Source organism: Amycolatopsis sp. A133 (assembly GCF_031082405.1).
In the GTDB taxonomy this organism is placed as follows: Bacteria; Actinomycetota; Actinomycetes; order Mycobacteriales; family Pseudonocardiaceae; genus Amycolatopsis.
Map to the genome: position 1 here is coordinate 190520 of NZ_JAVHJU010000008.1, position 24337 is coordinate 214856.

Consider the following 24337-nt stretch of genomic DNA (forward strand, 5'->3'; position numbering starts at 1 on the left):
GTCAGCAGTTGCCCCGGGTCAGCAGCGCGCCGCGCGGCTCGTCACCGGTGATTTCGGTGCCCCGCAGCCACGTCGAGCGCACGACGCCGGCGAGCGGACGCCGGTCGTACGCGCTGACCGGGTTGCGGTGCTTCAGTTTCGCGACGTCGACCACGAACGCCTCGTCCGGCGCGAACACGCAGAAGTCGGCGTCGTGGCCGGCCGCCAGCCGGCCCTTGCGGCGCATCCCGGCCTGCGCGGCCGGGCGCTCGGCCATCCAGCGAACGACGTCGGCGAGCGCGAACCCGCGCTGGCGGGCCTGTGTCCAGATCGCCGGGAGCCCCAGCTGCAGGCTGGAAATCCCGCCCCAGGCCTGGCCGAAGTCGCCGCTGTCGAAGCGTTTCAGCTCCGGCGTGCACGGCGAATGGTCGCTGACGATCGTGTCGATCACGCCGTCGGCGAGCCCCTGCCAGAGCAGCTCGCGGTTGGCGGCTTCGCGGATCGGCGGGCAGCACTTGAACTGCGTTGCGCCGTCGCGGATCTCTTCGGCGACGAAGCTGAGGTAGTGCGGGCAGGTTTCCGCCGACAGCCGGACGCCGTCGCGACGCGCCGAGGCGATCAGCGGCAGCGCGTCCGAAGAGGACAGGTGCAGGATGTGCGCCCGCGCGGAATGGCGGCGAGCCGCCTCGATGACGTGCGCCACCGCGAGGTTCTCCGCCTGCCGCGGCCGGGACTGCAGAAAGTCGACATAGCGACCTCCGTGCGGCTCGGGTGCTTCGTCGATTTCGTGCGCGTCCTCGGCGTGGACGATCATCAGCGCGTCGAAGGAACTCAGCTCCCGCAACGCTTCGTCGAGCCCGGCCGGATCGAGCGGCGGGAACTCGTCGACGCCGGAGTGCAGCAGGAAGCACTTGAAGCCGAACACCCCGGCCTCGTGCAAGCCGCGCAAATCCGTGACGTTCCCGGGGATCGCACCGCCCCAGAAACCGACGTCGACGTGCACCCGGCCGGCCGCCGCCGTGCGCTTGACCTCCAGGGCCGCGACGTCGACCGTCGGCGGCAGGCTGTTCAACGGCATGTCCACGATCGTCGTCACCCCGCCCGCCGCCGCCGCACGGGTGGCCGTCTCGAAGCCCTCCCACTCGGCGCGGCCGGGGTCGTTCACGTGGACGTGCGTGTCGACCAAACCCGGCAGCAGCACGACGTCGTCGCCGAGATCGAGGACGCGGTCGCCGGTCAGCGGCGCACCGCCGGGTTCGACCGCGACGATCCGGCCGCCGTCGACGCCGAGCGTCGCCGGGACCTCGCCCTCGGGCGTCACGGCCCGGGCGGCGCGCACCACAAGATCCATCCGAAAACCCTTCGCCGGGGAGAATGACCACCGCCGATTTCACCGTACGGATTTCACGGTACGGAAAGGCGGTTTCGCACAACGACAGTAACCACGGCGCGCGCCGCTCGTCAACGACGGACGCGGCGCGTTACGGTCATCGTCGTGCGGCTTGAAGCGGAGTTCACGAGCGAACCGTTCCACGGCGAGGGTTCGCCGCCCGAGCACGCCGTCGCCGCCCGCGACGCCGCGACGGAAGCCGGGCTGGACACCGATTTCGGCCCGCTCGGCACCCTCGCCCGCGGCGAAGCGGAGGAACTGCTCGAAGCGCTCCCGGCGATCGCAAAGGCGGCCCTGGAGGGCGGCGCCACGCGGGTCACGTTGCAGCTGCGGCGGGCCGACGCCCCGGGGAGCACGCCCGTCGTCGAACTGAACGACGCCCTGGCCCGGCTCATCGCCGACGTCGAGCGGGAACTGGGCGCCGAACTGAGCGAACTCGACCGCGCGGGCAAGCAGCGCGCGGTGCGGCTGCTGCGCGAACGCGGCGCCTTCGGCCTGCGGAAATCCGTCTCGTCGGTGGCCGACGCCCTCGGCGTCACGCGGTTCACCGTCTACAACTACCTCAACCGGGAAGCGGACTGACCAGCGCTTTCAACAAAATGTTGACGGCGCTCCGGCGCCGACGTACGGTCAGCGCGTGCTGCTCACCGAGTTCAACACCACCGACGTCCGGCCGCTGCTGACGGCGTGCCTGGCCGTCCCGCGCTGGGTCGACACCCTGCTCGCCGGGCGGCCGTACGCCGATCTCGAGGCCCTGAAAGCCGCCGCCGACCTGCCGCTGAGCAGCGACGAGATCCGGCTGGCGATGGCCGCGCACCCGCGGATCGGGGAAAAGCCCGCGGCGGGCTGGGCCCGGTCGGAACAGTCCGGTGTGGACAATGCGGACGCGTTCGCCGCCGCGAACGCCGAATACGAAGCCAAGTTCGGCCACGTCTACCTGGTCTGCGCGAGCGGACGCAGCGGCGAGGAACTGCTGAGGATCCTCCGCGAACGGCTGGACAACGACCCCGCGACCGAGCTGGCCATCGCCGGTCGTGAGCTGCTGAAGATCGCCGAACTCCGACTCGCGAAAGCGGTGACCGCGTGAGCCTCGTGACCACCCACGTCCTCGACACGGCGACCGGACGCCCCGCGAAGGGGATCGCCGTCCGCTTCGAAACGGCCGAGGGCGAGCCGATCGCCGAAGGGCGTACCGACGACGACGGCCGCATCCGCGACCTCGGCCCGGAAACCCTGGCCCCGGGCGGCTACCGCCTGGTCTTCGACACCGGTGCCTACCTGGGCCCGGACGCGTTCTTCCCGGAGGTCGCGCTGACCTTCCGGATCTCCGACCCCGCGGCGCACCACCACGTGCCGCTCCTGCTCAGCCCGTTCGCCTATTCGACCTACCGAGGGAGCTGACCGTGGCCATCACCCTGGGCCCCAACCAGTACGGCAAGGCGGAGGTCCGCCTGGTGACGGTCCGCCGCGACGGCCCGGTGCACCACCTGAAGGACCTCACCGTGTCGACGTCGCTGCGCGGTGAGCTGGCGGCGACGCACCTGACCGGCGACAACGCCGGGGTGCTGGCGACCGACACGCAGAAGAACACCGTGTACGCCTTCGCGAAGGAGGCGCCGGTCGGCGAGATCGAGGACTTCGCCCTGCGCCTGGCCCGCCACTTCACCGGCACGCAGGAGAACATCACCGGCGCGCGGATCAAGATCGACGAGCACGGCTGGGACCGGATCCCGGTCGGCGGCGAGCCGCACGAGCACGCGTTCAGCCGGGCCGGCGACGAGCGGCGCACCACCGCCGTCACGGTCCGGGACGGCCGCGCGTGGGTCGTGTCCGGCATCGACGGCCTGACCCTGCTCAAGTCAACCGGCTCGGAGTTCCACGGCTTCCCCCGCGACCAGTACACGACCCTGGCGGCCACCGGCGACCGGATCCTCGCCACCGCCGTCACGGCCCGGTGGCGGTACCAGGGCGACGGCATCGGCTGGGCGGAGAGCCACCGCGAGATCCGGCGGCTGATGCTGGAGACGTTCGCGACGAAGCACAGCCTTTCCCTGCAGCAGACGCTGTACGCGATGGGCGAGGCGGTGCTGCGGCACCGTGAAGAGGTCGCCGAGGTCCGGTTGTCACTGCCGAACAAGCACCACTTCCTGGTGGACCTGAGCCCGTTCGGGCTGAAGAACGACAACGAGGTGTTCTACGCGGCCGACCGCCCGTACGGGCTGATCGAGGGCACCATCCTGCGCGACGACGCCGAGGACGCCGGCCCCGCCTGGGACCTCCACTAGCGTCACTTTCGTAGGGAAAGTGCGGCTCGAGCTTTCACGTGAAAGCTCCGTTGATAGAACGCTCTATCCTGAACTCGTGGCAGGGACCAAGGAACGCATCATGGCCGCCGGGGCCGAGCTCTTCCGGCGCAACGGCTACGCCGGTACCGGGCTGAAGCAGATCGTCTCCGAGGCCGGCGCGCCCTTCGGGTCCCTCTACCACTTCTTCCCCGGTGGGAAGGAACAGCTCGGCGAGGAGGTCATCCGCACCTCGGGGCTCGCCTACATCGCGCTGTTCGACCTCTTCATCGTGCCGGCGGACGACGTCGTCAGCGGCATCGAAGCCTTCTTCGCCGCCGGGATCGCGACCCTCGAAGCCACCGACTACGTCGAGGGCTGCCCGATCGCGACCGTCGCCCTCGAGGTCGCCTCCACCAACGAGCCGCTCCGGAAAGCCACCGCGGACGTCTTCACCGCCTGGATCGACGCCGGCACCGAGAGGTTCGCGCGGTTCGGCCTCGGCCGCGAAGCCGCCCGGACCCTCACCATCACCGCCGTCAACAACCTCGAAGGCGCCTTCGTCCTCTGCCGCTCGCTGCGGGACACCGAAGCCATGGCCGTCGCCGGGGCCGCGACCGTCGACGTCGCCCGCCGGCTTCTCCAAGAGCACACAGAACTTTAGTTGGTAGTCGAACACAAATCACCAACATGGCGCTTGACCACGCAGCAAGCAACAGCCAATGCTGCGTATTGGTCTAGTCCTCCTGCCTCACACCGTCGTCCGGTTGGAGCCGCCATGCGCCGAATCCTCGCCCTCGCCGCAGCCGCAGTAGCCGCCGCAGCCGTGGCCACCCCCGCCGAAGCCCTCGAAAACGGCCTGGCCCGCACCCCGCCGATGGGGTGGAACACGTGGAACACCTTCGAGTGCAACATCAACGAAACCCTCGTCAAGCAGACCACCGACCTCATGGTCAGCTCCGGGATGCGCGACCGCGGCTACACCTACGTCAACCTCGACGACTGCTGGATGACCCGCTCCCGCGACGCGAACGGCAACCTCGTCGCCGATCCCGCGAAGTTCCCGAGCGGCCTCAAGGCGCTCGGCGACTACATCCACGCGCGCGGCATGAAGTTCGGCATCTACGAGAGCGCCGGCACGATGACGTGCCAGAGCTACCCCGGCAGCCTCGGCCACGAACAGGCCGACGCGAACCTCTTCGCGAGCTGGGGCGTCGACTACCTCAAGTACGACAACTGCTTCAACAACGGCAGCAACACCCAAGAGGACTACATCCGGCGCTACTCGGCGATGCGCGACGCGCTGAAGGCCACCGGCCGCCCGATCGTGTACAGCATCTGCGAATGGGGTGACTTCGCCCCCGCCACCTGGGCCGCGGACGTCGGCAACCTGTGGCGCACCACCGGCGACATCACCAACAACTGGGGCAGCATCGCCTCGATCTACCACCAGAACGTCGGGCTCGCCGCCGCCGCGAAGCCGGGTGCCTGGAACGACCCGGACATGCTCGAGGTCGGCGACGGCATGGACTTCCAGGAGGACCGCGCGCACTTCACGCTCTGGGCGGCGATGGCCGCGCCGCTGATCGCGGGGGCCGACCTGCGGTCCGCGAGCGTCGCCACCTTCTCGACCTACCTCAACCCGGACGTCATCGCCGTCGACCAGGACCCGCTCGGCAAGCAGGGCCGCCGCATCGCGACCGGCAACGGCCTGGACGTCCTCGCGAAGCCCCTCCAGGACGGCGACGTCGCCGTGGTGCTGTTCAACGAGAACAGCACCACAAAAACCGTTTCGACGACGGCCGCCGCGGCCGGGCTGCCCGCCGCGTCGAGCTACCGGCTGACCAATCTGTGGTCGAAGGAGCTGACCACGAGCACCGGCGCGATCAGCGCGAGCGTCCCGTCGCACAGCACGGTGATCTACCGCGTGAAGGCGAACTCCTCGGGCAGCAGCATCGGGACCGCGCAGCCGATCCAGGGCGCGTCTTCGGCCCGCTGCTTCGACATCAACGGCAACGTCACCACCCCCGGCACCAAGGTCGACATCTGGGACTGCGACGGCGGCCCCAACCAGGCCTGGACGTTCACCAGTGCCGGTGAGCTCAAGGCGAACGGCCTCTGCCTGGACGCCAGCGGCGGCACCAGCGCGGCCGGGACCAAGCTCGTCGCGTGGACCTGCCACGGCGGCGCGAACCAGAAGTTCAAGCTCGAGGCCGACGGCTCGATCACCCAAGGCGGCCTGTGCGTCGACGTCACCGGCGGCGACAAGCCCGCCGGCAACGTCAACGGCACCCAGCTCGAACTGTGGAACTGCAACGACGACGCCAACCAGAACTGGAGCCTCAGGCGCTGATCAGGTGCCGGTGAGGTGCTCCGGCCGCACCGGGACGCGGGTGAGCGCGAGCCCGGTCGCGGCCCGGATCGCGGCCACGATCGCCGGTGTCGAGGAGATCGTCGGCGGCTCCCCCACCCCGCGCAGCCCGTACGGCGCGTGCGGGTCGGGGCGCTCCAGGACGTCGATGGTCATCGGCGGCATGTCCAGCACCGTCGGGATGAGGTAGTCGGTGAAGGAGGGGTTCCGGATCTTCCCGCCGGAGGTCTGGATCTCCTCCATCACGGCGAGCCCGAGCCCCTGCGCCGACCCGCCCTGGATCTGGCCCAGCACGGCCTGCGGGTTCAGCGCCTTGCCGACGTCCTGGGCGCAGTCCAGCGCGACCACCTTGACCAGGCCCAGTTCGGTGTCGACGTCGACGACCGCCCGGTGCGCGGCGAACGCGTACTGCACGTGCGCGGTGCCCTGGCCGGTTTCCGGATCCAGCGCGGTCGTCGGCCGGTGCCGCCACTCCACCGTTTCGTCGAAGACGTCGTCGCCGAGCACGTCCACCAGGTCGGCCAGCACTTCGCCGTCGGCCGCGACGAGCTTGCCGCCGACGACGCGGACCTTCCGGTCGAACCGGGACAGCAGCCGCGCCCGCACCGCCGCGCACGCGGCCTGCACGGCACCGCCGGTGACGTAGGTCTGGCGCGACGCCGACGTCGAGCCGCCGTTGCCGATCGAGGTGTCCATCGGCAGGACCGTCACCTGGTCGACGCCGAGTTCGGTGCGGACGATCTGCTGCATGATCGTCACCAGGCCCTGGCCGACCTCGCAGGCCGCGGTGTGCACGGTCGCCGCCGGTTCCCCGCCGACCAGCTGCAGGCGCACGCGAGCCGTCGAGTAGTCGTCGAAGCCCTCGGAGAAGCAGACGTTCTTGATCCCGACGGCGTACCCGACACCGCGGACCACGCCCTCGCCGTGCGTCGTGTTCGACACCCCGCCCGGCATGTGCCGCAGGTCGAAGGGCCGGTCCGGCGGCATCGGCATTTCCCGCACGCGGTCGAGCAGCTCCGCGACCGGCGCTTCGGAGTCGACGATCTGGCCGGTCGGCATCAGGTCGCCCTCGCCCATCGCGTTGCGGACGCGGATCTCGACCGGATCGAGCCCGCAGGCCGAAGCGAGCTTGTCCATCTGGGACTCGTAGCCGAACGCCGCCTGCACCGCGCCGAAACCGCGCATCGCGCCGCACGGCGGGTTGTTGGTGTACGTGCCCCAGCAGTCCACCGATGCACTGTCCACTTTGTACGGCCCGACGCCGAGCGTGGCCGCGTTCGCGACCACCGCGCCCGTCGAGGACGCGTACGCACCGCCGTCGAGGAACAGCCGCGCCTTCACGTACACGAGACGGCCGTCGCGGGTGGCGCCGTGCTCGTAGTACATCTTCGCGGGGTGGCGGTGAACGTGCCCGTAGAAGGACTCTTCGCGGTTGTACACCATCTTGACCGGCTTGCCGGTGTGCAGCGCCAGCAGGCACGCGTGCACCTGCATCGACAGGTCTTCGCGGCCGCCGAACGCCCCGCCGACGCCGCCGAGGGTCAGCCGCACCTTCTCGACCGGCAGGCCCAGCGCGGCGACGATCTGCTGCTGGTCGACGTGCAGCCACTGCGTCGCGACGTAGAGGTCGACACCGCCTTCGGTGTCCGGCACGGCGAGCCCGGACTCCGGGCCGAGGAAGGCCTGGTCCTGCATGCCGACCTCGTAGACACCGGAGACGACGACGTCGGCGGCCGGATCTTGCGGACCGCGGCGGATCTTCACGTGCCGGACGACGTTGCCGCCTTCGTGCAGCGAAGCGCCTTCGCCCGCGACGGCCGCTTCGGAGTCCGTCACCGGCTCAAGCTCTTCGTAGGAAACGACGATCCGCTTCATCGCGCGGCGCGCGGTCTCCGGGTGATCGGCGGCGACCAACGCCACCGGCTCGCCTTGGTACCGCACGACGTCGGACGCGAGCACCGGCTGGTCGGTGTGCTCGAGGCCGTAGCGGTTGACGCCGGGGACGTCCTCGTGCGTCAGCACTGCGTAGACGCCCGGTACGGCCAGGGCTTCCGCGATGCCGATCGAGGTGATCCGGGCGTACGGGTGCGGGCTGCGCAGCGTCACGCCCCACACCATGTCCTCGTGCCAGAGGTCCGAGGAGTAGGCGAACTCGCCGCGCACCTTCACGGTGCCGTCGGGCCGCCGCGGTGAGGTGCCGACGCCGTTCGCGGTCGTCGTCGTGACGGAAGTGGTGCTGGTCATCTGACCTCCCGCAAGCGAGCGCTCGCGGCGGCCAGCTCGCGGGCGATCGCGGACTCGTCGGCTTCGCGCAGGGTGCCGTCCTCGACGACGGCCTTGCCGCCGACGAACAGCCGGCGCAGCGGCGGCGTGGTGCCGAGCACCAGCGCCGCGACCGGGTCGGTGATGCCGGCGTGGTTCAGCCCGGTCAGGTCCCAAACGGCGAGGTCGGCGAGCTTGCCGGGTTCGAGGGAACCCAGGTCGTCCGCTCGGCCGAGGCAGCGGGCGCCGCCCATCGTGCCCATCCACAGGGCTTCCCGCGTGGTCAGCCCGCGCGGCCCGCCGCGTTGCCGGGCCTGCAGCAGCGACTGGTGCAGCTCTTCGGCGAGGCCGCCGGACTCGCTGGACGCGGCGCCGTCGACGCCGAGGCCGACGGCCACGCCCGCGTCCAGGAGGTCGCGGACGGGCGCGATGCCGGAACCGAGGCGGCCGTTCGACGTCGGGCAGTGGGCCGACCCGGTGCCGGTCGCGCCGAACCGGCGGATCGCCTCCGGCGCGAGGTGGACGGTGTGCGCGAGCCAGACGTCGTCGGCGAGCCAGCCGAGCTTGTCGGCGTACTCGGCGGGCGTGCAGCCGGCCTCGGCGAGGCACTGCTGCTCCTCGTCGACGGTTTCGGCCAGGTGCGTGTGCAGGCGGACACCCTTGCGGCGGGCCAGCTCGGCCGCGCCGGACATCAGCCGCTCGGTGACCGAGAACGGCGAGCACGGGCCCACGGCGATCTGCAGGTGCGCCCCGGCCGAGTCGTCGTGGAAGCGGGCGATCGCCGCTTCGGTGCCGGTCAGGGCGTCCTCGGTCGACTCGACGAGGTTGTCCGGCGGCAGGCCGCCGTCGGACTCGCCGCGGTCCATCGACCCGCGCACGACGTGCAGCCGGACGCCGATGCGCAGGCGGGCCGCGGCCAGCGCGGCGACCTGGTCGCCGCCGTCGCGCGGGAAGACGTAGTGGTGGTCGGCGACGGTGGTGCAGCCGGTCAGCGCCAGCCGCGCCATCCCGGCGGTGCCCGCGGCGTGCGTGATCTCGTCGTCGAGGCGGCTCCAGACCGGGTAGAGGGCGACCAGCCACTCGAAGAGCGTGTGGTCGGCGGCCATCCCGCGGGTCGCCCACTGGTAGAGGTGGTGGTGGGTGTTGATCAGCCCCGGCGTGACCAGGCAGCCTTCGGCCTCGACGCGTTCGTCGAACTCGCCGGTGTACACGCCTTCGCCGACTTCGGCGATCCGGTCGTTCTCGACGACGACGTGCCCGCTCGCGTACTCCTCGCCGGTGACGGTGGCGATGGCCGCGTTCGCGATGAGCGTCCTCACGCGACTGTGTCCTTTCCAAGAGTGCCCTTCGCGACGGCACGCACCGCGTCGAGGATCTTCTCGTAGCCGGTGCAGCGGCAGAGGTTCCCCGCCAGTGCTTCGCGGATCTCCTCGTCGCTCGGATCCGGCACGCGGTTCAGCAGGTCGTGCGCGGCGACGACCAGGCCCGGGGTGCAGAACCCGCACTGGACCGCCCCGGCGTCCACAAAGGACTGCTGGACCGGGTCGAGCGTGTCGCCGTCGGCCAGTCCTTCGACGGTGCGCACCCCGCGGCCCTCGGCCTGCCCGGCCGCGACCAGGCAGGCGCACACCGGGACGTCGTCGAGGTAGACCGTGCAAGAGCCGCATTCGCCCTGCTCACAGGCGTTCTTCGAGCCCGGGAGGCCGAGCCGTTCGCGGAGCACGTACAGCAGGCTTTCGCCTTCCCAGACGTCGTCCGCCTGCCGCGGCTCGCCGTTGATCGTCACATTCAAGCGCATGCGCGCTCCCCCGTCCGGTGTTCGTCCCAAGCCCAGGTCAACGTACGCCGCGCTAGTACCCCCAACGCGTGCTTCCGATACGCGGCGCTGCCCCGGACGTCGTCGATCGGCTCGGCGGCCGCGCCGACCAGGTCGCCGAACCGGCGCTTCAGGGAGTCCGGCAGCGGCTCGGGTGACGTCCACGGCAGCTCGGCGGCCAGGAAGTCCTCGGCCTCGCGGGCGCGGCGCGGGGTCGGGGCGGCGGACCCGATGGCCGCGCCCACCCGCCCGTCGCGCAGCGCCAGCGCGAAGGAGCAGACCGCGATGACCATCGCGTTGCGCGTGCCGACCTTGGCGAACTGCTGAGGCCCGGCGTGCGCGGGCAGGTGGACGGCGGTGATCAGCTCGTCCGGCTCGAGGGCGTGCCGTTTCACACCGACGTAGAACTCCTCCGCATGGAGGAGGCGGGTCCCCCGCACGGAGGCCACCTCGACCCGCGCGTCCAGGGCGAGCAGCACCGGGTGGGTGTCGCCGGCGGGCGAGGCGGCGCCGAGGTTGCCGCCGACCGTGCCGCGGTTGCGGATCTGCGGCGACCCGACCGTGCGGGAGGCCATGGCCAGGGCGGGGACGGAGGCACCCAGCTCGGTGATCACCCGGGAGTACGGGACACCGGCGCCGAGCCGGACCGTGCCGTCCGAAGTGGACCACTCCGTCAGTTCGCGCACCCGGGTCAGGTCGAGCAGGGCTTCGGGGCGGCGGTGGTCGAAGTTCAGCTCGACCATGACGTCGGTGCCGCCGGCGAGCGGCACCGCGCCGGGCTGCCCGGCCTTCAGCGCCAGCGCTTCGGCGAGCGTCGTGGGACGCAGGAACTCCACTGCTGCTCCTTCGAGACGGCGCTCCTTCGTGGGGCGATAGACCAGTAGACGACGGATCACGGCCGGGCGGCAACGGCACCGAGCATGAAACGCACAGGAGCGAACCCCGGGGCGGTTGTGCTTTCCTACAAGCCTGATGACGACCGTGAAAACTCTGCTGGGCCTCACCGGTCTGCGGCTGCGCCCGCGGGCCGGGACCGACCTGCTCGACCGGCCGGTGACGCGCATCTACGTCACGGAGCTGTCCGACCCTGGACGGTACCTGTCGGCCGGTGAGCTGGTGCTTTCCGGCCTGCTCTGGTGGCGCGAGCCGGGGGACGCCGAGCCGTTCCTGGCCGCGCTGGCCCGCTCGGGCGCGGCGGCGCTGGCCGCGTCCGGCGCCGACTCGGGCGGCATACCGGACGACGTCGTCGAGGCCTGCGTCCGGCACCGGATCCCGTTGCTCGAGGTGCCCGCCGACCTGTCGTTCTCGGTGATCACCGAGCAGGTGGTGCTGGCGCTGGCGGCCGCGTCCGACAGCGCGCGCAAACGTTTGCAGGCGGTGGCGGAGGCGCCGGTCGAGACGCTGCTGGAGCGCGCTTCGGCGGAACTCGGGCTGCCCTGCTGGGTGCTGTCGGGCCTGGGCCGGGTGGTGGCCGGGACTTCCCCGCTGCCGATGCCCGCGGAAGACGTCGTCCGCCGCTACGCCGCCCACGAGCCGGGACCGCTGACGGTGCTCCCGGTCGAGGGGCGGCAGGCGGTGCCGTGGCTGATCGCCGTCGGCGGGCCGCTGAGCACCGCCCAGACCGAGCTGGCGGAGGAGGTCGCGGGGCTCGTCGGGATCACGCGAGCGCGTGCTGTCCCCCTTCAGGGGGAGTTGCCGGACGAGGTGTGTGTTGTCGCGTTGCGGACCGAGGGCAGCGACGAGAGCCGGGACGTCCTGAGCGAGCTGCTGCCCGGCGCGCAGCTGCTCGAGCCGGCCGGGGACACTTCGTTCGCCGCGACCCAGCTTCGTCCCTCCGTGGCCGAGTTGTCCATTGTGGAGCCATTGCTCCGGGCGAAGCGGATCGTGTGCGGCATCAGCGATCCCGGCCCGCGAGCCGAGGCCCGGGAGGCGGCGCGGTACGCGTTGGAGGTGGCGGCACGGCGCGGCGGGCGCGTCTCGGTGGTCCCGGCCGGCGAGGTGGCGGTGCACCGGCTGCTGCTGGCCGGCGCCCCGGACGGGCTGCGCGCGGCCTTGCGCCGCCGGGTGCTCGGACCCCTGCTGGCCTACGACGCCGAGCAGCACACGGACCTGGTGCACACGGTCCGGGTGTTCCTGGAGTGCTCGGGCTCGCCGACCCGGGCGGCGAAGGCGTTGCACGTCCACGTGAACACGCTGCGCTACCGGATCGGGCGGGCGGGTGAGCTGCTGGGGGCCGATTTGACCGAGTTCACCGAGCAGCTCGACGTCTACCTCGCGTTGCGGATGGACGAATAGACTCCGGCAGCGGCGTTCGCGTGGCCCCACGGGCACCTGCCTGTGGGCGGGTGGCGCTCGCGTTGCGGATGGACGGCGAGGCGGGAGGATGAGGGGGTGGACCCCGAATTCACTTCGGCCCGGCAGGTGGCGGACGACCCCCGCGTGCTGGCCTTCGGGCAGCTGCAGAGCGCGGCGAACCGGCTCGGGTACTTGCTCGGCCGGGCGCTGGAGCGCGAATGCGGGATCACGCACCTGACGTACGAGGTCCTGCTGCTCGTGGGCCGCGCCGGTGAAGACGGGCTGACCATGCGCTCGATCGCCCAGGAGCAGGTGCTCACCACCGGCGGGGCGACCCGGCTCGTCGACCGGATGGAGGCACTCGGGCTGGTGACCCGCACCGCCGCCCCGGACGACCGGCGGGGGCGGCTGGTGCGGCTGACTTCACTCGGCGAGGAGACGGCCGTGCGGGCCGGGCGGCTGCACGTGGAGCACATCGAGCAGTTCTTCTCCCGGCCGCTGCCCGGGGACCACCGGGAACGGTTCGCCGAAGACCTGCGGACGGTGAGCCACTTCGCCCGGGACGCCCTCCCCCGGCTGCGCTAGCCGGTACGGCCCTGCGGCACACTCGCGGCCGGAGGAGGTGCCGACATGGGCAAGCAGAAGCGTGCCGCCGACGCGCGGCCGTCGACCGCCGAGGAGTTCGGCACCGCGCTGCTCGCCGCCGCCCGCGACACCGCGCAGGGCGTCCGCGGCGCCGCCGGGAAGTGCGCGAAGCGGCTGGCGCCGGACTTCGCGCTGCCGGCCGGGCTCGCCGAAGCAGCCGACCTGGCGGGGCGGCAGCTGATCGGCCGGGTCTGCCGGGACGGCTGGCTGCCCGAGGACCTCGACCAGGCGGCCCGGCGCCGCGTCGACGAGTTCGCCGGCTCGTACGTGCTCGACACGCTGGCCGCCCACATCGGCCGGCTGCCGCCCGCGACCGTGCACCCGGGCTGGCGGGAGCGGCTGGACGCGGTGGGTGCGACACCGTGGTGGACGGCCGCCGAACCGCACCTGCCGCAGTGGGCGGCGAAGCACATCCTCACCCCGGCCGAAGCGGTGACGGCCGTGATCGAAGCCCTGGGCCTGCTGATGACCCTGCCGGTGCTGACCGTCGTCCTGCCCGTGCCGGGGACCGCGGCGCAGCAGCACCCGGCCGTCCACCACGCGGTCGACGAGAAGAAGCTGAGCCGCGTCCGGGCGCTGCTGGCCAAGGCCGAGTCGAGCTCGTTCCCGGACGAGGCCGAGGCGCTTTCGGCGAAGGCGCAGGAGCTGATGACCCGCCACGCCCTCGACCGCGTGCTGGTCGAAGCCGGTGGGGCAGTCCCGGACGCGCCGGTGTCCCGGCGGCTCTGGCTGGACACACCGCACCTCGACGCCAAATCGCTCCTGGTCCACGTGGTCGCGAAGGCGAACCGCTGCCGGGCCGTCTTCGACGCGCAATGGGGGTACGTCACCGTCGTCGGCGACGAGGACGACCCGGCTTCCGTCACACTGCTGACGACGTCCCTGCTCGTCCAGGCGACCCGCGCCATGATCGCCGGCGGCCAGGACGACCGCGAGCGCCGGTCCCGGTCGTTCCGGCAGTCGTTCCTGGTGTCCTACGCGACCCGCATCGGCGAACGGCTGGAGCGAGCCGCGGAAACGACGATCGCGGACGCGCCCGAGCCGGAGCGGCTGCTGCCGGTGCTGGCCTCGCACGAGAAGAAGGTCGCGACGACCTTCGCCGCGCTGTTCCCCGAAGTCGTGCACAAGTCGGTGACCGTGCGCAGCCACGAAGGCTGGGGTGCGGGCCGGGCCGCCGCCGACCGCGCCCGGCTGGCCGACTGACGCTGTTCAGGCGAGCCGCTGGGCGTACTTCTCCAGCTCCGGGCGGCCGAACGTCAGCTCGCTCTCGTCCAGCGCCCCGCAGTCCAGGCCCCGCAGCAGGTACACCGCCAACGCCTGGGCCGTCGCCGGCTCGTCCAGGATGCCTCCGGCCGTCTTCTCCGCGTACGCGCGCAACCGCTCCACCGCCTCCCGGAAGCCTTCGCGGTAGAACGTGTACGTCGCCGTGAAACGGGTCGGCAACTGGTTCGGGTGCAGGTCCCAGCCCTGGTAGAAGCCGCGCTCCAGCGACCGGCGGACCAGGCGGGCGTGGTGCGCCCACGCCGACGGCAGGGCGTCGCCGATCGGGAGGCGGTTCGTCGAGCCGTCCGAGAGGCGGACGCCCGTGCCGGCCGCCGCTACCTGCATCAGGCCCTTGGCCAGGTCCGCCGCCGGGTGCTCCATGCTCTGGTAGGCCGCCGCGATGCCGAGGCCCGCGCTGTAGTCGTACGTCCCGTAGTGCAGCCCGGAGCACCGGCCCGCCGCGGCCTGCACGATCCGCGGCACCGACAGCGTCCCGTCGACGTCCACAATGGACTGGGAGGTCTCGATCTGGACCTCGAACCGCAGCGCGCCCGAGGCCAGCCCGTAGGCCGATTCGAGCCGGGCGAGCACTTCCGCGGCCACCGAGACCTGGTCGACCGCCGTCACCTTCGGCAGCGTGACGACGAACCCGGGCGGCAGCGGCCCGTTGTCCAGCAGGCCGGTGAGGAACAGGTCCAGGGTGCGGATGCCGCGCCGGCGCGTCGCCGCTTCGAAGCTCTTGAAGCGGATGCCCGCGAACGGTGTCCCGCCGGTCGTCGCCAGGGTCTGCCCGGCCGCGAGGGCCGCGGCGTCTTCGACGTCGTCCGGCACCCGGCCGTAGCCGTCCTCGAAGTCGATCCGCAGGTCTTCGATCGGCTCGGTCAGCAGCTTCGCGCGGACGCGTTCGTACACGTCCTCGCCGGCCCCGAGGAGGTCGCCGTGCTCGATGAACACGCGCATCGCCTGCTTGCCCCAGTCGGCCACCAGGCGTGTCTTGTACCGCGACGCCGGGACGTAGACCGTGTGCACGGGCTGGCGTCCCGGCCGCTCGCCCGGGTACGACGCCGCGACGCGCGCGTCGGCCGCAGCCAGGCGCGCGTCGGCGGCGTCGTAGACGTCCTCGGGCAGCCGCACTACTTGATCCGCTCGTAGGCGGGCAGCGTCAGGAAGTCCGGGAACTCGTCGGCCAGCGCGACCTGCTCGAACAGCTCCACGGCCGGCTCCAGCTGCTCCGGCTCGAGCTCGCCCGCCAGCTCGCCGCGGACGTCGGCCAGCACCCCGCGCACCAGCGCCGCCGTCACGGTGTCGCCACTGTCCAAAGTGGTCCCGTTCTTGACCCACTGCCAGATCTGCGAGCGCGAGATCTCCGCGGTGGCGGCGTCCTCCATCAGGTTGTGGATGGCCGCCGCGCCGTTGCCGCCCAGCCAGGACGCGATGTAGCGGACGCCGACGTCGACCGCGGCGCGCAGGCCCGCCGCCGTCGCCCCGCCCGGCGTCGAAGCGACGTCGAGCAGCTGGTCGGCGGTGACGCCAACCTCGTCGCGGGTGCGGCCGAGCTGGTTGGGCTGATCGCCGAGGACCTTGTCGAACTCCTCCTTGCAGAGCTCGACCATGCCCGGGTGCGCGACCCAGGAGCCGTCGAAGCCGTCGCCGGCCTCGCGGGACTTGTCCGCGTGGACCTTCTCGAAGGCACCCTTGTTGACCTCGGGGTCCTTGCTCGGGATGAACGCGGCCATGCCGCCGATCGCGAAGGCGCCGCGCTTGTGGCAGGTGCGCACCAGCAGCTCGGTGTAGGCCCGCATGAACGGCGCGGTCATGGTGACGGAGTTGCGGTCCGGCAGCACGAACTTCTCGCCCGCGTCGCGGAAGTACTTGATCACGCTGAACAGGTAGTCCCAGCGGCCGGCGTTGAGGCCCGACGCGTGCTCGCGCAGCTCGTAGAGGATCTCTTCCATCTCGAACGCGGCCGGGATGGTCTCGATCAGCACGGTCGCGCGGACGGTGCCGTGCTCGATGCCGAGCGCCTTCTCGGCGTGGGTGAAGACGTCGTTCCAGAGCCGCGCTTCGAGGTGGCTCTCCATCTTCGGCAGGTAGTAGTACGGGCCCTTGCCGCGCTCGAGAAGCTCGGCCGCGTTGTGGAAGAAGTGCAGGCCGAAGTCGACGAGCGCGCCGACGCCTTCGCGGTCGCCGAACTTCAGGTGGCTTTCGGGCAGGTGCCAGCCGCGCGGGCGGACCACGATCGTCGCGTGCTCGACGTCGTCCTTGAGCGCGTAGCTCTTGCCGCCGCTTTCCAGGGTGATCGTCTCGCGGGTGGCGTCGTAGAGGTTGACCTGGCCGGACACCACGTTCTTCCAGTGCGGGGTGTTGGCGTCCTCGAGGTCGGCGAGCCACACCTTCGCGCCGGAGTTGAGCGCGTTGATGGTCATCTTGCGGTCGGTCGGCCCGGTGATCTCGACGCGGCGGTCGCGCAGGGCCGGCGGCGCGCCGGCGACCTGCCAGTCGCCTTCGCGGATCTCCTTGGTCTCCGGCAGGAAGTCGAGCCTGCCGGTGGTCCGGGCCTCTTCACGACGCTTGCCCCGCGCCTGGAGCAGCTCGTCGCGGCGGCCGGCGAAGGCGTCGTGCAGGCCGGCGAGGAAGGCGAGCGCCTCCGGCGTGAGGATCTCGTCGCCGCGCTCGACCGGGTCGCCCAGCACCTGGACTTCAGAAGACATGGGGAAACACCTCGAGGGTTCGGATCTTTGGATAACGGCCCTACGGTTTTCTACCAGCCGGACTATAGTTTCTGCATAGCGGAAGCTCAACGCCGACGTAAGGAGGGCCACCGTGCCGGCGGAGAAGAACGGTCGCGACGGCGGCGTCCAGTCCCTGCAGCGCGCCTTCGAGCTGCTGGAACACCTCGCGGACACCGGCGGCGAAGCCAGCCTCTCCGAGCTGGCGACGCTGTCCGGGCTGCCGATGCCGACGATCCACCGGCTGATCCGCACCCTGGTCGACCTGGGGTACGTCCGGCAGAACACGAACCGCCGCTACGCGCTGGGCGCGCGGCTGATCAGGCTGGGCGAGAACGCGAGCATGCAGTTCGGCGCGTGGGCGCGGCCGCTGCTGGCGGAGCTGGTCGAGGAGGTCGGCGAGACGGCGAACCTGGCGGTCCTGGAGCGCGACGAGGTCGTGTACGTCGCCCAGGTGCCTTCGAAGCACTCGATGCGCATGTTCACCGAGGTCGGCCGGCGGCTGCTGCCGCACGGGACGGGCGTGGGCAAGGCGATGCTGGCGCACCTGCCTCCGGCCGAGGTGCGGGAGCTGCTCGGCCGGACCGGGATGCCCGCCTACACCGAGCACACGTTCACCGACCCGGATGCGCTGGCGGTGGAGCTGTCGCGGATCGCGTCGCAGGGGTACGCGCTGGACGAGGCCGAGCAGGAGCTGGGAGTCCGGTGCGTCGCGGTGGCGGTGCCGGGGGCTCCGGTGCCGGCGGCGGTGTCGGTGTCGGGCCCGTCGGGACGGCTGACCGCCGAGGCGGTGGCCCACATCGCCCCGGCGGTGCAGCGGGTCGCGGACGCACTGGGCGCGAGCTTGTCCCAGACGCCACTATCAGTGTGACGATGAGTGATATCCAGTGACCCCAAGTGATCCCGGTGCGGCGGAGCCGAACCACCCCGCTAAAGTTGGCGGCATGGCAAGCCTCGAAGACCTCGAAACCCGGGTGACCGCGTTGGAGGAGCAGATGCGGCACACCCGCCAGGACGCCGCGGCCGCCCGCGTGCTCGCCGGAACTGCGGATCGGGACGTCTCCGAGTTCAAGCAGACCTTGAACGGCCACACCAAAGTGCTGAACGCGATGCGCGAGACCCAGATCGAACACGGCCAGGACATCGCCGACCTCAAAACCGAAGTAGGCAGCCTCCGAGCCGAAATGACCAGCGGGTTCACCAAGGTGAACATCAGCATGGCGCAGATCAGCCGGTTGCTTCAGCAGGTCGTCGACAAGGGCTGACCCCGCACTTCAGCTCCCCGGCCAGCAGGTCCATCAGCAGCCCGTCGTGCCAGGTGCCGTCGGCGCCCCGCTCGTAGCCGCGCAGGACCCCGACCGGCCGGAAGCCCACGTTTGTGTACACCCGGATCGCCGTCTCGTTCGCCGCCGCCGGATCGATCGTCAACCGGTGGTGACCGTTCTCGAACAGGTGACGAGCCAGGGCACGGATCGCGTCCGTGCCGATGCCTCGGCCGTGGAAGTCCGGGTGGATCGCGATGTCGATGCCCGCGTGGCGGTACTGCGGGTCCAGCTCCTCGCAGCTCTGGATCAGGCCGACGGCTCCGTCCGCTTCGATCACGTAAACCGCGTAGCCCTCTTCGACCTCGTACAGGCCTTCGGTCTCGTGGTCCGGGTCGCCCCACCAGCGGGCGACCTCCGGGGCGGCCAGGATTTCGCGCGCACGGGCGCGATCCGCTGGGCCGATCGGGCGCAAGAGCACCCGATCACCGTGGATGGTGGTCATGATGGTTCCTCTCTCGTAGCGAACGACGGCTTCGGGACGTCTGGTACGAGGAGGGGCACGAGCGGACGGGCGTCAACCGGGCATGCCCGGATTCTGCGCCGGCACCCGTCCGCGCGTCATCCGAATATCGCCGGAGGACCGCATGGACCCGCACACCGGTGCCTTGGCCTGGCTCGCGCAGGGCGCCGCTTCGAACCTGCTGGACCGGCTCGTCGACCGCGCGCTCGACGGCCCGCCGCAGCCGCCCGCCTGGCCGCGGCCGGACGGCACGCCCGCCGGAACCGTCGAAATCTCCGTGCGGCAGTACCTGCCCGCGAAGGTGCGCACGCCGGTCATCCTCACGCTGCAGCAGGACGGCAGCCGCACGGGCACGGTGTTCCCGTTCGTGCTCGGCCACACCGCCCGCGTCGCCCTCCCGGGCGGCGACTACTTCGGCGCGGCCATGGTCGTCGACCCGCTGCGGCGCACCGGGAACGGCCCGGCGCTGCAGGGCATCGGCTGGTCACGGGTCAAGGTCGCGCCGCGCCGGATGTCGCCGGTGGTCATCCCGGCCCAGCGGCCGACCGCGTCGGTGCTGCTCGGCCTGGGCCTGCGCCGTCCCGACGGGACGCCGCTCTTCCGGCTCTGACGCGCACCGGCGCGTTCGGATTCGGGACGTCGGACGCCGCGAATGACTCATTCGGGACGCCGGAGGTCGCGAATGAGTCATTCGCGACCTGCCGGCCCCGCGCGGCCCGGGCGTAGATTCGGTGGCGAGCGATCCGGACGGAGGCGCGCACGCCGATGAGCGAGGCAGATCCGCACATCCACGTCGAGCAGAAGGTCCTCGAAGCCGGCCCGGAGGTCCGCAACCTCGTCGTGTCGATGCTGGGCCGCGCGCCGGACGCGCCGAGCGTGGTCACCACCGGCTGCGGTGCCCGGGTGCCGTACGCGATGACCTCGGCCCGGCCGGAAAGCGTCACCTGCCTCGCCTGCCGGGACCACGCGCACCGGGAGTACCTGCGCCTCGCCGGCCAGTTCGAGCGCATGGGCTCGACGACCGGCACCGGCCTCACCGGTGCCCAGCTGACCGAAGGCGTCCAGCGGCTCCGGGACCTCGCGAAGCGGTTCTCCGGCGACGGCCGTCCCTAACCGAGCAGGGCGTCCACGAAGGCACCCGGCTCGAAGGGCGCCAGGTCGTCCGGCCCCTCGCCCAGCCCGACCAGCTTCACCGGGACCCCCAGCTCCTTCTGGACCTGGAACACGATGCCGCCCTTAGCGGTGCCGTCCAGCTTCGTCAGGACGATGCCCGTCACGTCGATGACCTCGGCGAACACGCGGGCCTGCATGAGCCCGTTCTGGCCCGTCGTCGCGTCGAGGACCAGCAGCACCTCGTCGACCTTCGCCTGCTTCTCGACGACGCGCTTGACCTTGCCCAGCTCGTCCATCAGGCCCGTCTTCGTGTGCAACCGGCCCGCCGTGTCGACCAGGACCGCGTCCACGCCCGTGTCCACGCCGCGCTTGACCGCGTCGAACGCCACCGCCGCCGGGTCCGCGCCTTCCTTGCCGCGGACGACCTCCGCGCCCACACGCTCGCCCCACGTCTGCAGCTGGTCGGCCGCCGCCGCGCGGAACGTGTCCGCCGCGCCCAGCAGCACCGTGCCGCCCTGGGCCACCAGGACCCGGGCGAGCTTGCCGGTGGTCGTCGTCTTGCCCGTGCCGTTGACCCCCGCGACCAGCACCACCGCGGGCTGCTTCTTGCCGTCGACGGTGTGCGGCAGCGCCCGCACCGCGCGGTGGCCGTCGGTCGACAGCTGCGCGGTCAGCACCTCGTGCAGCACCTCGCGCGCCTCGGCCGAGGACCGCACCGCGCGCCGGGAAAGCTCGTCGCGCAGGCGCTCGACGATCTGGCTCGTGGTGGCCGCACCCAGGTCGGCCATCAGCAGCGTGTCCTCGACGTCCTGCCAGGAGTCCTCGTCGAGGTCGCCGGCGCCGAGCAGGCCCAGCAGGCTCGTGCCGAACATCGAGCGCGACTTCGTCAGGCGGCCGCGCAGCCGCTCCATGCGGCCCGCCGCCGGTTCGATCTCCTCGACGACCGGAGCGGTCTCTTCGGGTGCCTCGGGCAGCTTGACGTCGTGGACCGTGCGCTGCGGCGAGTCGCGCGGCACCGCCGCGTCGTCGCCCACCGCGGGCTGGCCGTCGGTCTCCGGCCGGTCCTCGACGGGGTGCTCGGCGGCGGGTTCTTCCACCGGGGTCGCCGTGCCGCCGGGCGCGAGCGCGATGCCCCCGCTGGCCGCGTACGACCCGCCCTTCGGTTTCGCCTCGACCTCGCGCTGGGCGTCCAGGCTGATCCGCCGCCTGCGCGCGATCAGCAGGCCGGTCACCAGCAGGGCGACCAGGACGACGACGGCGACGACTACGAACAGGAACCAGGTGCTCGACACGGACCCATCCTTTCATCCGCGCCGCCCCGCACCGGACACCCCGTCCACAAAGGCAATTCGTCACAACCTGGGTCCCGATTGGGCCAAGACTTCACCAGGTGGGTTGCGTCACACGGGACGCTCCACTAAACCCCTCCGGATGGGGATGCGCAGTGTCATCCGGGGCTTCGCCCCGAGCCGGGGGCTCCGCCACCCGGACCCCCGGAAGGCAGGGGGCCACCGCTATCGGGTGATCGGCCTGATTTCGGGCACGTCGATCGACGGGATCGACGTGGCCGCCGCCGACCTGCACGCCGAAGAAGACACCGTCGTGCTGACGCCGCTCGGCGAGCTCGACGTCCCCTACCCCGAACCGCTGCGTGACGGCCTGCTCGCCGCGTTGCCACCGAATCCGTGCACCGCCGGCGAGCTGACGCGGCTGGACACCGGTGTCGGCCAGGCGTTCGCCGACGCCGCCCGGCGCGGGGCGGGGGAACTCGCCGGCGGCCGCGCGGACCTGGTCGCGTCGCTGGGCCAGACGGTGTTCCACTGGGTCGAAGACGGCCACGTCCGCGGCACCCTCCAGCTGGGCCAGCCGGCCTGGATCGCCGAGCGCACCGGGCTGCCGGTGTGCGCCGACCTGCGGGCCCGCGACGTCGCCGCGGGCGGCCACGGCGCGCCGCTGGCGAGCACGCTCGACCAGCTGTGGCTGCGCGGCCTCGCCGAGGACACCGGACGGCCGGTCGCCGCGCTGAACCTCGGCGGCATCGCGAACATCACCGTCGTCGCCGAGGGCCGGCCGGTGATCGCCTACGACACCGGGCCCGCCAACGCCCTGCTCGACCTCGCCGCCCACCGCGTCGCGGGGCAGCGCAGCGACGTCGACGGCCGGCTCGCCCTCGGCGGGTCGGTGCGCGCCGACCTGCTCGGCCGGCTGCTGGCCGACCCGTACTTCGCCGCCGCGCCGCCGAAGTCCACCGGCAAGGAGCACTTCAACGCGGGTTACCTCGACGCGGCGCTGGCCGGGCTGGACCCGGTCGAGCCCGGCGACCTGCTCGCGACGCTGACCGAGCTGACCGCCGTCACCGTGGCCGGCCAGTGCCGCCGCCACGGCGTCACGACGGTCATCGCTTCCGGCGGTGGAGTCGCGAACCCGGCGCTCATGGCGGCGCTGGCCCGCGCGCTGTCCACAGTGCCCGACACGGTGCTCAAGACCAGCGACGACCTCGGCCTGCCCGGTGCCGGCAAGGAGGCGTACCTCACGGCGCTGCTGGGCTGGCTCACCTGGTGCGGCGTGCCCGGTACGGTGCCGTCGGCGACCGGCGCCCGCGGGCCGCGCCTGCTCGGCGCGCTGGTCCCGGGCAGCGGCCCACTGACCCTTCCCGCCCCGCTGGGGGGCACCGTGACACGGTTGCGAGTCGCGGAGAAGGCCGGATGACTGAGGCTTATTCTGGTCAGGCCGCCGCTCCCCACCCACACACCGCTGCTCTCAAGGCAAAGTCATGTGGCGGCCGACGGCTGAATAAGCCTCACGAGTAGGAGAGATCCATGCGCGGTGTTGACCTCGCCATCATCGTGATCTACCTGGCGGCGATGCCGCTGATAGGCGTGCTCGTCGGCCGGAGACAACGGTCGGCGGCCGACTACTTCGTCGGCGAGCGCAGCCTCCCGTGGGGTGCGGTGATGCTGTCCGTGGTGGCCACGGAGACCTCGACGCTGACCGTGATCAGCACGCCCGGGCTGGTCTTCGGCAACGCGTTCCTGTTCCTGCAGCTGGCCTTCGGTTACATCATCGGCCGGACGATCGCCGCGTTCGTCCTGCTGCCGCGCTACTTCCGGGGCAACCTCGTCAGCGCGTACGAGTTCCTCGGGAGGCGGTTCGGCTCCGGGCTGCAGGGCACCGCGTCGGTGACGTTCGTGATCACGCGGCTGCTGGCCGAGGGCGTGCGCCTGTTCGCCGGCGCGATCCCGATCAAGGTGATCCTGGCGCACTACGGCATCCACGTGGACTACTGGGTGATCGTCGTCATCCTCACCGCGCTGACGCTGATCTACGCCTACATCGGCGGGATCAAGGCGGTCGTGTGGGTCGACGTCATCCAGCTGTCGCTGTACCTCGGCGGTGCCGCGGTGGCCGCGATCGTGCTGCTGAACAAACTGCCGGCCGACTGGGTCTCCCAGGCGTCCGCGGACGGCAAGTTCGTGCTCGTCGACTTCACCAAGAACCTGCTGACCAGCCCGTACGCCTTCGTGACGGCGGTGCTCGGCGGCGCGGCGCTGTCGATGGCCTCGCACGGCGCCGACCAGCTGATCGCCCAGCGGCTGCTGGCCACGCGCAGCCTGCGCGACGGCCAGAAGGCGCTCATCGGCAGCGGCATCATCGTCACCATCCAGTTCGCGCTGTTCCTGCTGGTCGGGGCGATGCTGTGGGTGTTCAACGGCCGCAAGCCGGTCGCACAGCTCGGCATGCAGAGCCCGGACGACGTGTTCTCGCGGTTCATCATCGACGACCTGCCGGTCGGCGTGTCGGGCCTGCTCATCGCCGGGGTGCTCGCCTCGACGATGGGTGCGCTCGCGTCCGCGCTCAACGCGCTTTCGACGTCCACTGTGGCCGATCTCTACCAGCGGTTCACCAAGCGCTCGCCCGAGGACTCGAAGCTGCTGCAGCACGGTCGCATGTGGACCCTGATCTGGGCCGTGGTGTTCGCGGTGTTCGCTTCGCTGTTCTCGACCACGAAGAACTCGGTGATCGAACTCGGCCTGGCCATCACCGGCTACACCTACGGCGCCCTGCTGGGGTCGTTCCTGCTGGGGCTGCTGGTCAAGAAGGCGCGGCAGGCGGACGCGATCATCGCGTTCGTCGTCACGGTCGTGGTGATGGCGTTCGTCATCCTCGGGGTGAAGTTCAGCGCGAAGACCGGCGGCCTGATCGGCGTCGACTTCAGCAAGGCGGCCGGGGACAAGGTGGCGCTCGCCTACCCGTGGTACACGCTGATGGGCGTGGTCATCACGCTGATCGTCGGCGGGTTGCTGTCCCTGCGCCACCGGACACCGGACCCGAAGGCGGCCGAGGCCGACGCCACGCCTCCACAGGAGGAAGTCGCCGCCTGATCCTTCTGAACCGTTTCCGGCGGGC

At 71.5% G+C, this 24337-nt stretch carries 24 protein-coding genes; 15 read left to right on the plus strand and 9 right to left on the minus strand.

Annotated elements, in window-relative coordinates; translation table 11 throughout:
- Position 1: 1 nt before the first annotated feature.
- A complete protein-coding gene (gene allB, locus Q5425_RS11440; protein ID WP_308672130.1) occupies positions 2 to 1330 on the minus strand; it encodes an allantoinase AllB in 1329 nt (442 codons plus the stop codon).
- A 144-nt stretch (positions 1331 to 1474) separates the two neighbouring features.
- Between allB and Q5425_RS11445 the strand changes: the two genes are divergently transcribed.
- The 6 genes from Q5425_RS11445 to Q5425_RS11470 all read left to right on the plus strand — a co-directional run bounded on the left by Q5425_RS11445 (position 1475) and on the right by Q5425_RS11470 (position 6004).
- Positions 1475 to 1951, plus strand: a complete 477-nt coding sequence (locus Q5425_RS11445; RefSeq protein ID WP_308672131.1) for a helix-turn-helix domain-containing protein — start codon at positions 1475 to 1477, stop codon at positions 1949 to 1951.
- Between the two features lie 55 nt (positions 1952 to 2006).
- Complete coding sequence (uraD, locus tag Q5425_RS11450; protein ID WP_308672132.1) at positions 2007 to 2456, plus strand: 2-oxo-4-hydroxy-4-carboxy-5-ureidoimidazoline decarboxylase; 450 nt, start codon at positions 2007 to 2009, stop codon at positions 2454 to 2456.
- Complete coding sequence (uraH, locus tag Q5425_RS11455) at positions 2453 to 2770, plus strand: hydroxyisourate hydrolase (protein WP_308672133.1); 318 nt, start codon at positions 2453 to 2455, stop codon at positions 2768 to 2770. Before uraD ends, uraH begins: the two co-directional genes overlap by 4 nt.
- Positions 2771 to 2772: 2 nt before the next feature.
- Positions 2773 to 3654, plus strand: coding sequence for a factor-independent urate hydroxylase (gene pucL, locus Q5425_RS11460; RefSeq protein WP_308672134.1), 882 nt, complete (start codon positions 2773 to 2775; stop codon positions 3652 to 3654).
- 100 nt (positions 3655 to 3754) lie between these two features.
- Complete coding sequence (locus Q5425_RS11465) at positions 3755 to 4315, plus strand: TetR/AcrR family transcriptional regulator (protein ID WP_308672217.1); 561 nt, start codon at positions 3755 to 3757, stop codon at positions 4313 to 4315.
- Between the two features lie 114 nt (positions 4316 to 4429).
- On the plus strand, positions 4430 to 6004 hold the full coding sequence (locus tag Q5425_RS11470; protein ID WP_308672135.1) for an alpha-galactosidase: 1575 nt from the start codon (positions 4430 to 4432) through the stop codon (positions 6002 to 6004).
- Here Q5425_RS11470 and pucD read toward each other — a convergent pair whose 3' ends face one another.
- The 4 genes from pucD to Q5425_RS11490 are packed head-to-tail and all read right to left on the minus strand — an operon-like array spanning position 6005 to position 10936.
- The gene (gene pucD, locus Q5425_RS11475) at positions 6005 to 8266 is read right to left on the minus strand and encodes a xanthine dehydrogenase subunit D (protein ID WP_308672136.1); all 2262 of its coding nucleotides are present in this window, start codon (positions 8264 to 8266) and stop codon (positions 6005 to 6007) included.
- Positions 8263 to 9603 (minus strand): 8-oxoguanine deaminase, encoded by a 1341-nt coding sequence (locus tag Q5425_RS11480; RefSeq protein WP_308672137.1) that lies wholly within the window; start codon positions 9601 to 9603, stop codon positions 8263 to 8265. The genes pucD and Q5425_RS11480 overlap by 4 nt, the downstream gene beginning before the upstream one ends.
- Entirely contained in the window at positions 9600 to 10082 is a 483-nt protein-coding gene (locus Q5425_RS11485; protein ID WP_308672138.1) for a 2Fe-2S iron-sulfur cluster-binding protein, read from the minus strand. The genes Q5425_RS11480 and Q5425_RS11485 overlap by 4 nt, the downstream gene beginning before the upstream one ends.
- Positions 10073 to 10936, minus strand: a complete 864-nt coding sequence (locus Q5425_RS11490) for a xanthine dehydrogenase family protein subunit M (RefSeq protein ID WP_308672139.1) — start codon at positions 10934 to 10936, stop codon at positions 10073 to 10075. The genes Q5425_RS11485 and Q5425_RS11490 overlap by 10 nt, the downstream gene beginning before the upstream one ends.
- Positions 10937 to 11072: 136 nt before the next feature.
- Between Q5425_RS11490 and Q5425_RS11495 the strand changes: the two genes are divergently transcribed.
- From Q5425_RS11495 to Q5425_RS11505, 3 genes are all read left to right on the plus strand, one after another.
- Positions 11073 to 12395, plus strand: coding sequence for a PucR family transcriptional regulator ligand-binding domain-containing protein (locus Q5425_RS11495; protein ID WP_308672140.1), 1323 nt, complete (start codon positions 11073 to 11075; stop codon positions 12393 to 12395).
- Positions 12396 to 12491: 96 nt separating this feature from the next.
- On the plus strand, positions 12492 to 12980 hold the full coding sequence (locus tag Q5425_RS11500; protein ID WP_308672141.1) for a MarR family transcriptional regulator: 489 nt from the start codon (positions 12492 to 12494) through the stop codon (positions 12978 to 12980).
- A gap of 45 nt (positions 12981 to 13025) precedes the next feature.
- The gene (locus Q5425_RS11505) at positions 13026 to 14243 is read left to right on the plus strand and encodes a DUF2786 domain-containing protein (protein ID WP_308672142.1); all 1218 of its coding nucleotides are present in this window, start codon (positions 13026 to 13028) and stop codon (positions 14241 to 14243) included.
- Between the two features lie 6 nt (positions 14244 to 14249).
- On the opposite strand, the gene Q5425_RS11510 is transcribed toward Q5425_RS11505, so the two are convergent.
- Positions 14250 to 15437, minus strand: coding sequence for a DUF6986 family protein (locus Q5425_RS11510; RefSeq protein ID WP_308672143.1), 1188 nt, complete (start codon positions 15435 to 15437; stop codon positions 14250 to 14252).
- Complete coding sequence (gene aceB / locus Q5425_RS11515) at positions 15437 to 17014, minus strand: malate synthase A (RefSeq protein WP_308672144.1); 1578 nt, start codon at positions 17012 to 17014, stop codon at positions 15437 to 15439. Before aceB ends, Q5425_RS11510 begins: the two co-directional genes overlap by 1 nt.
- A gap of 112 nt (positions 17015 to 17126) precedes the next feature.
- Here aceB and Q5425_RS11520 point away from each other — a divergent pair, with 112 nt between their 5' ends.
- Both Q5425_RS11520 and Q5425_RS11525 read left to right on the plus strand, forming a co-directional pair.
- On the plus strand, positions 17127 to 17903 hold the full coding sequence (locus Q5425_RS11520; RefSeq protein ID WP_308672145.1) for an IclR family transcriptional regulator: 777 nt from the start codon (positions 17127 to 17129) through the stop codon (positions 17901 to 17903).
- A 73-nt stretch (positions 17904 to 17976) separates the two neighbouring features.
- Positions 17977 to 18297, plus strand: a complete 321-nt coding sequence (locus tag Q5425_RS11525; protein WP_308672146.1) for a hypothetical protein — start codon at positions 17977 to 17979, stop codon at positions 18295 to 18297.
- Here the strand turns inward: Q5425_RS11525 and Q5425_RS11530 are convergent.
- Complete coding sequence (locus tag Q5425_RS11530; protein ID WP_308672147.1) at positions 18260 to 18799, minus strand: GNAT family protein; 540 nt, start codon at positions 18797 to 18799, stop codon at positions 18260 to 18262. The two genes, Q5425_RS11525 and Q5425_RS11530, sit on opposite strands and share 38 nt — an antisense overlap.
- Positions 18800 to 18941: 142 nt before the next feature.
- Here Q5425_RS11530 and Q5425_RS11535 point away from each other — a divergent pair, with 142 nt between their 5' ends.
- Both Q5425_RS11535 and Q5425_RS11540 read left to right on the plus strand, forming a co-directional pair.
- On the plus strand, positions 18942 to 19427 hold the full coding sequence (locus Q5425_RS11535; protein ID WP_308672148.1) for a hypothetical protein: 486 nt from the start codon (positions 18942 to 18944) through the stop codon (positions 19425 to 19427).
- Between the two features lie 155 nt (positions 19428 to 19582).
- Positions 19583 to 19930: a hypothetical protein gene (locus Q5425_RS11540; protein WP_308672149.1), complete on the plus strand. Its 348-nt coding sequence runs from the start codon at positions 19583 to 19585 to the stop codon at positions 19928 to 19930.
- Here Q5425_RS11540 and ftsY read toward each other — a convergent pair.
- Complete coding sequence (gene ftsY, locus Q5425_RS11545) at positions 19927 to 21222, minus strand: signal recognition particle-docking protein FtsY (protein ID WP_308672150.1); 1296 nt, start codon at positions 21220 to 21222, stop codon at positions 19927 to 19929. The genes Q5425_RS11540 and ftsY overlap by 4 nt on opposite strands.
- 145 nt (positions 21223 to 21367) lie before the next feature.
- On the opposite strand from ftsY, the gene Q5425_RS11550 reads away from it, so the two are divergent.
- A complete protein-coding gene (locus tag Q5425_RS11550; protein ID WP_308672218.1) occupies positions 21368 to 22639 on the plus strand; it encodes an anhydro-N-acetylmuramic acid kinase in 1272 nt (423 codons plus the stop codon).
- A 110-nt stretch (positions 22640 to 22749) separates the two neighbouring features.
- On the plus strand, positions 22750 to 24312 hold the full coding sequence (locus Q5425_RS11555) for a sodium:solute symporter (protein WP_308672151.1): 1563 nt from the start codon (positions 22750 to 22752) through the stop codon (positions 24310 to 24312).
- Positions 24313 to 24337 lie beyond the last annotated feature (25 nt).

Coding starts and splice junctions, on each gene's coding strand:
- allB (WP_308672130.1), bottom strand. CDS start 1,330: ATGGATCTTGTGGTGCGCGCCGCCCGGGCCGTGACGCCCGAGGGCGAG.
- Q5425_RS11465 (WP_308672217.1), top strand. CDS start 3,755: ATGGCCGCCGGGGCCGAGCTCTTCCGGCGCAACGGCTACGCCGGTACC.
- Q5425_RS11470 (WP_308672135.1), top strand. CDS start 4,430: ATGCGCCGAATCCTCGCCCTCGCCGCAGCCGCAGTAGCCGCCGCAGCC.
- pucD (WP_308672136.1), bottom strand. CDS start 8,266: ATGACCAGCACCACTTCCGTCACGACGACGACCGCGAACGGCGTCGGC.
- Q5425_RS11485 (WP_308672138.1), bottom strand. CDS start 10,082: ATGCGCTTGAATGTGACGATCAACGGCGAGCCGCGGCAGGCGGACGAC.
- Q5425_RS11495 (WP_308672140.1), top strand. CDS start 11,073: ATGACGACCGTGAAAACTCTGCTGGGCCTCACCGGTCTGCGGCTGCGC.
- Q5425_RS11505 (WP_308672142.1), top strand. CDS start 13,026: ATGGGCAAGCAGAAGCGTGCCGCCGACGCGCGGCCGTCGACCGCCGAG.
- aceB (WP_308672144.1), bottom strand. CDS start 17,014: ATGTCTTCTGAAGTCCAGGTGCTGGGCGACCCGGTCGAGCGCGGCGAC.
- Q5425_RS11525 (WP_308672146.1), top strand. CDS start 17,977: ATGGCAAGCCTCGAAGACCTCGAAACCCGGGTGACCGCGTTGGAGGAG.
- Q5425_RS11530 (WP_308672147.1), bottom strand. CDS start 18,799: ATGACCACCATCCACGGTGATCGGGTGCTCTTGCGCCCGATCGGCCCA.
- Q5425_RS11535 (WP_308672148.1), top strand. CDS start 18,942: ATGGACCCGCACACCGGTGCCTTGGCCTGGCTCGCGCAGGGCGCCGCT.
- Q5425_RS11540 (WP_308672149.1), top strand. CDS start 19,583: ATGAGCGAGGCAGATCCGCACATCCACGTCGAGCAGAAGGTCCTCGAA.
- Q5425_RS11550 (WP_308672218.1), top strand. CDS start 21,368: ATGCGCAGTGTCATCCGGGGCTTCGCCCCGAGCCGGGGGCTCCGCCAC.
- Q5425_RS11555 (WP_308672151.1), top strand. CDS start 22,750: ATGCGCGGTGTTGACCTCGCCATCATCGTGATCTACCTGGCGGCGATG.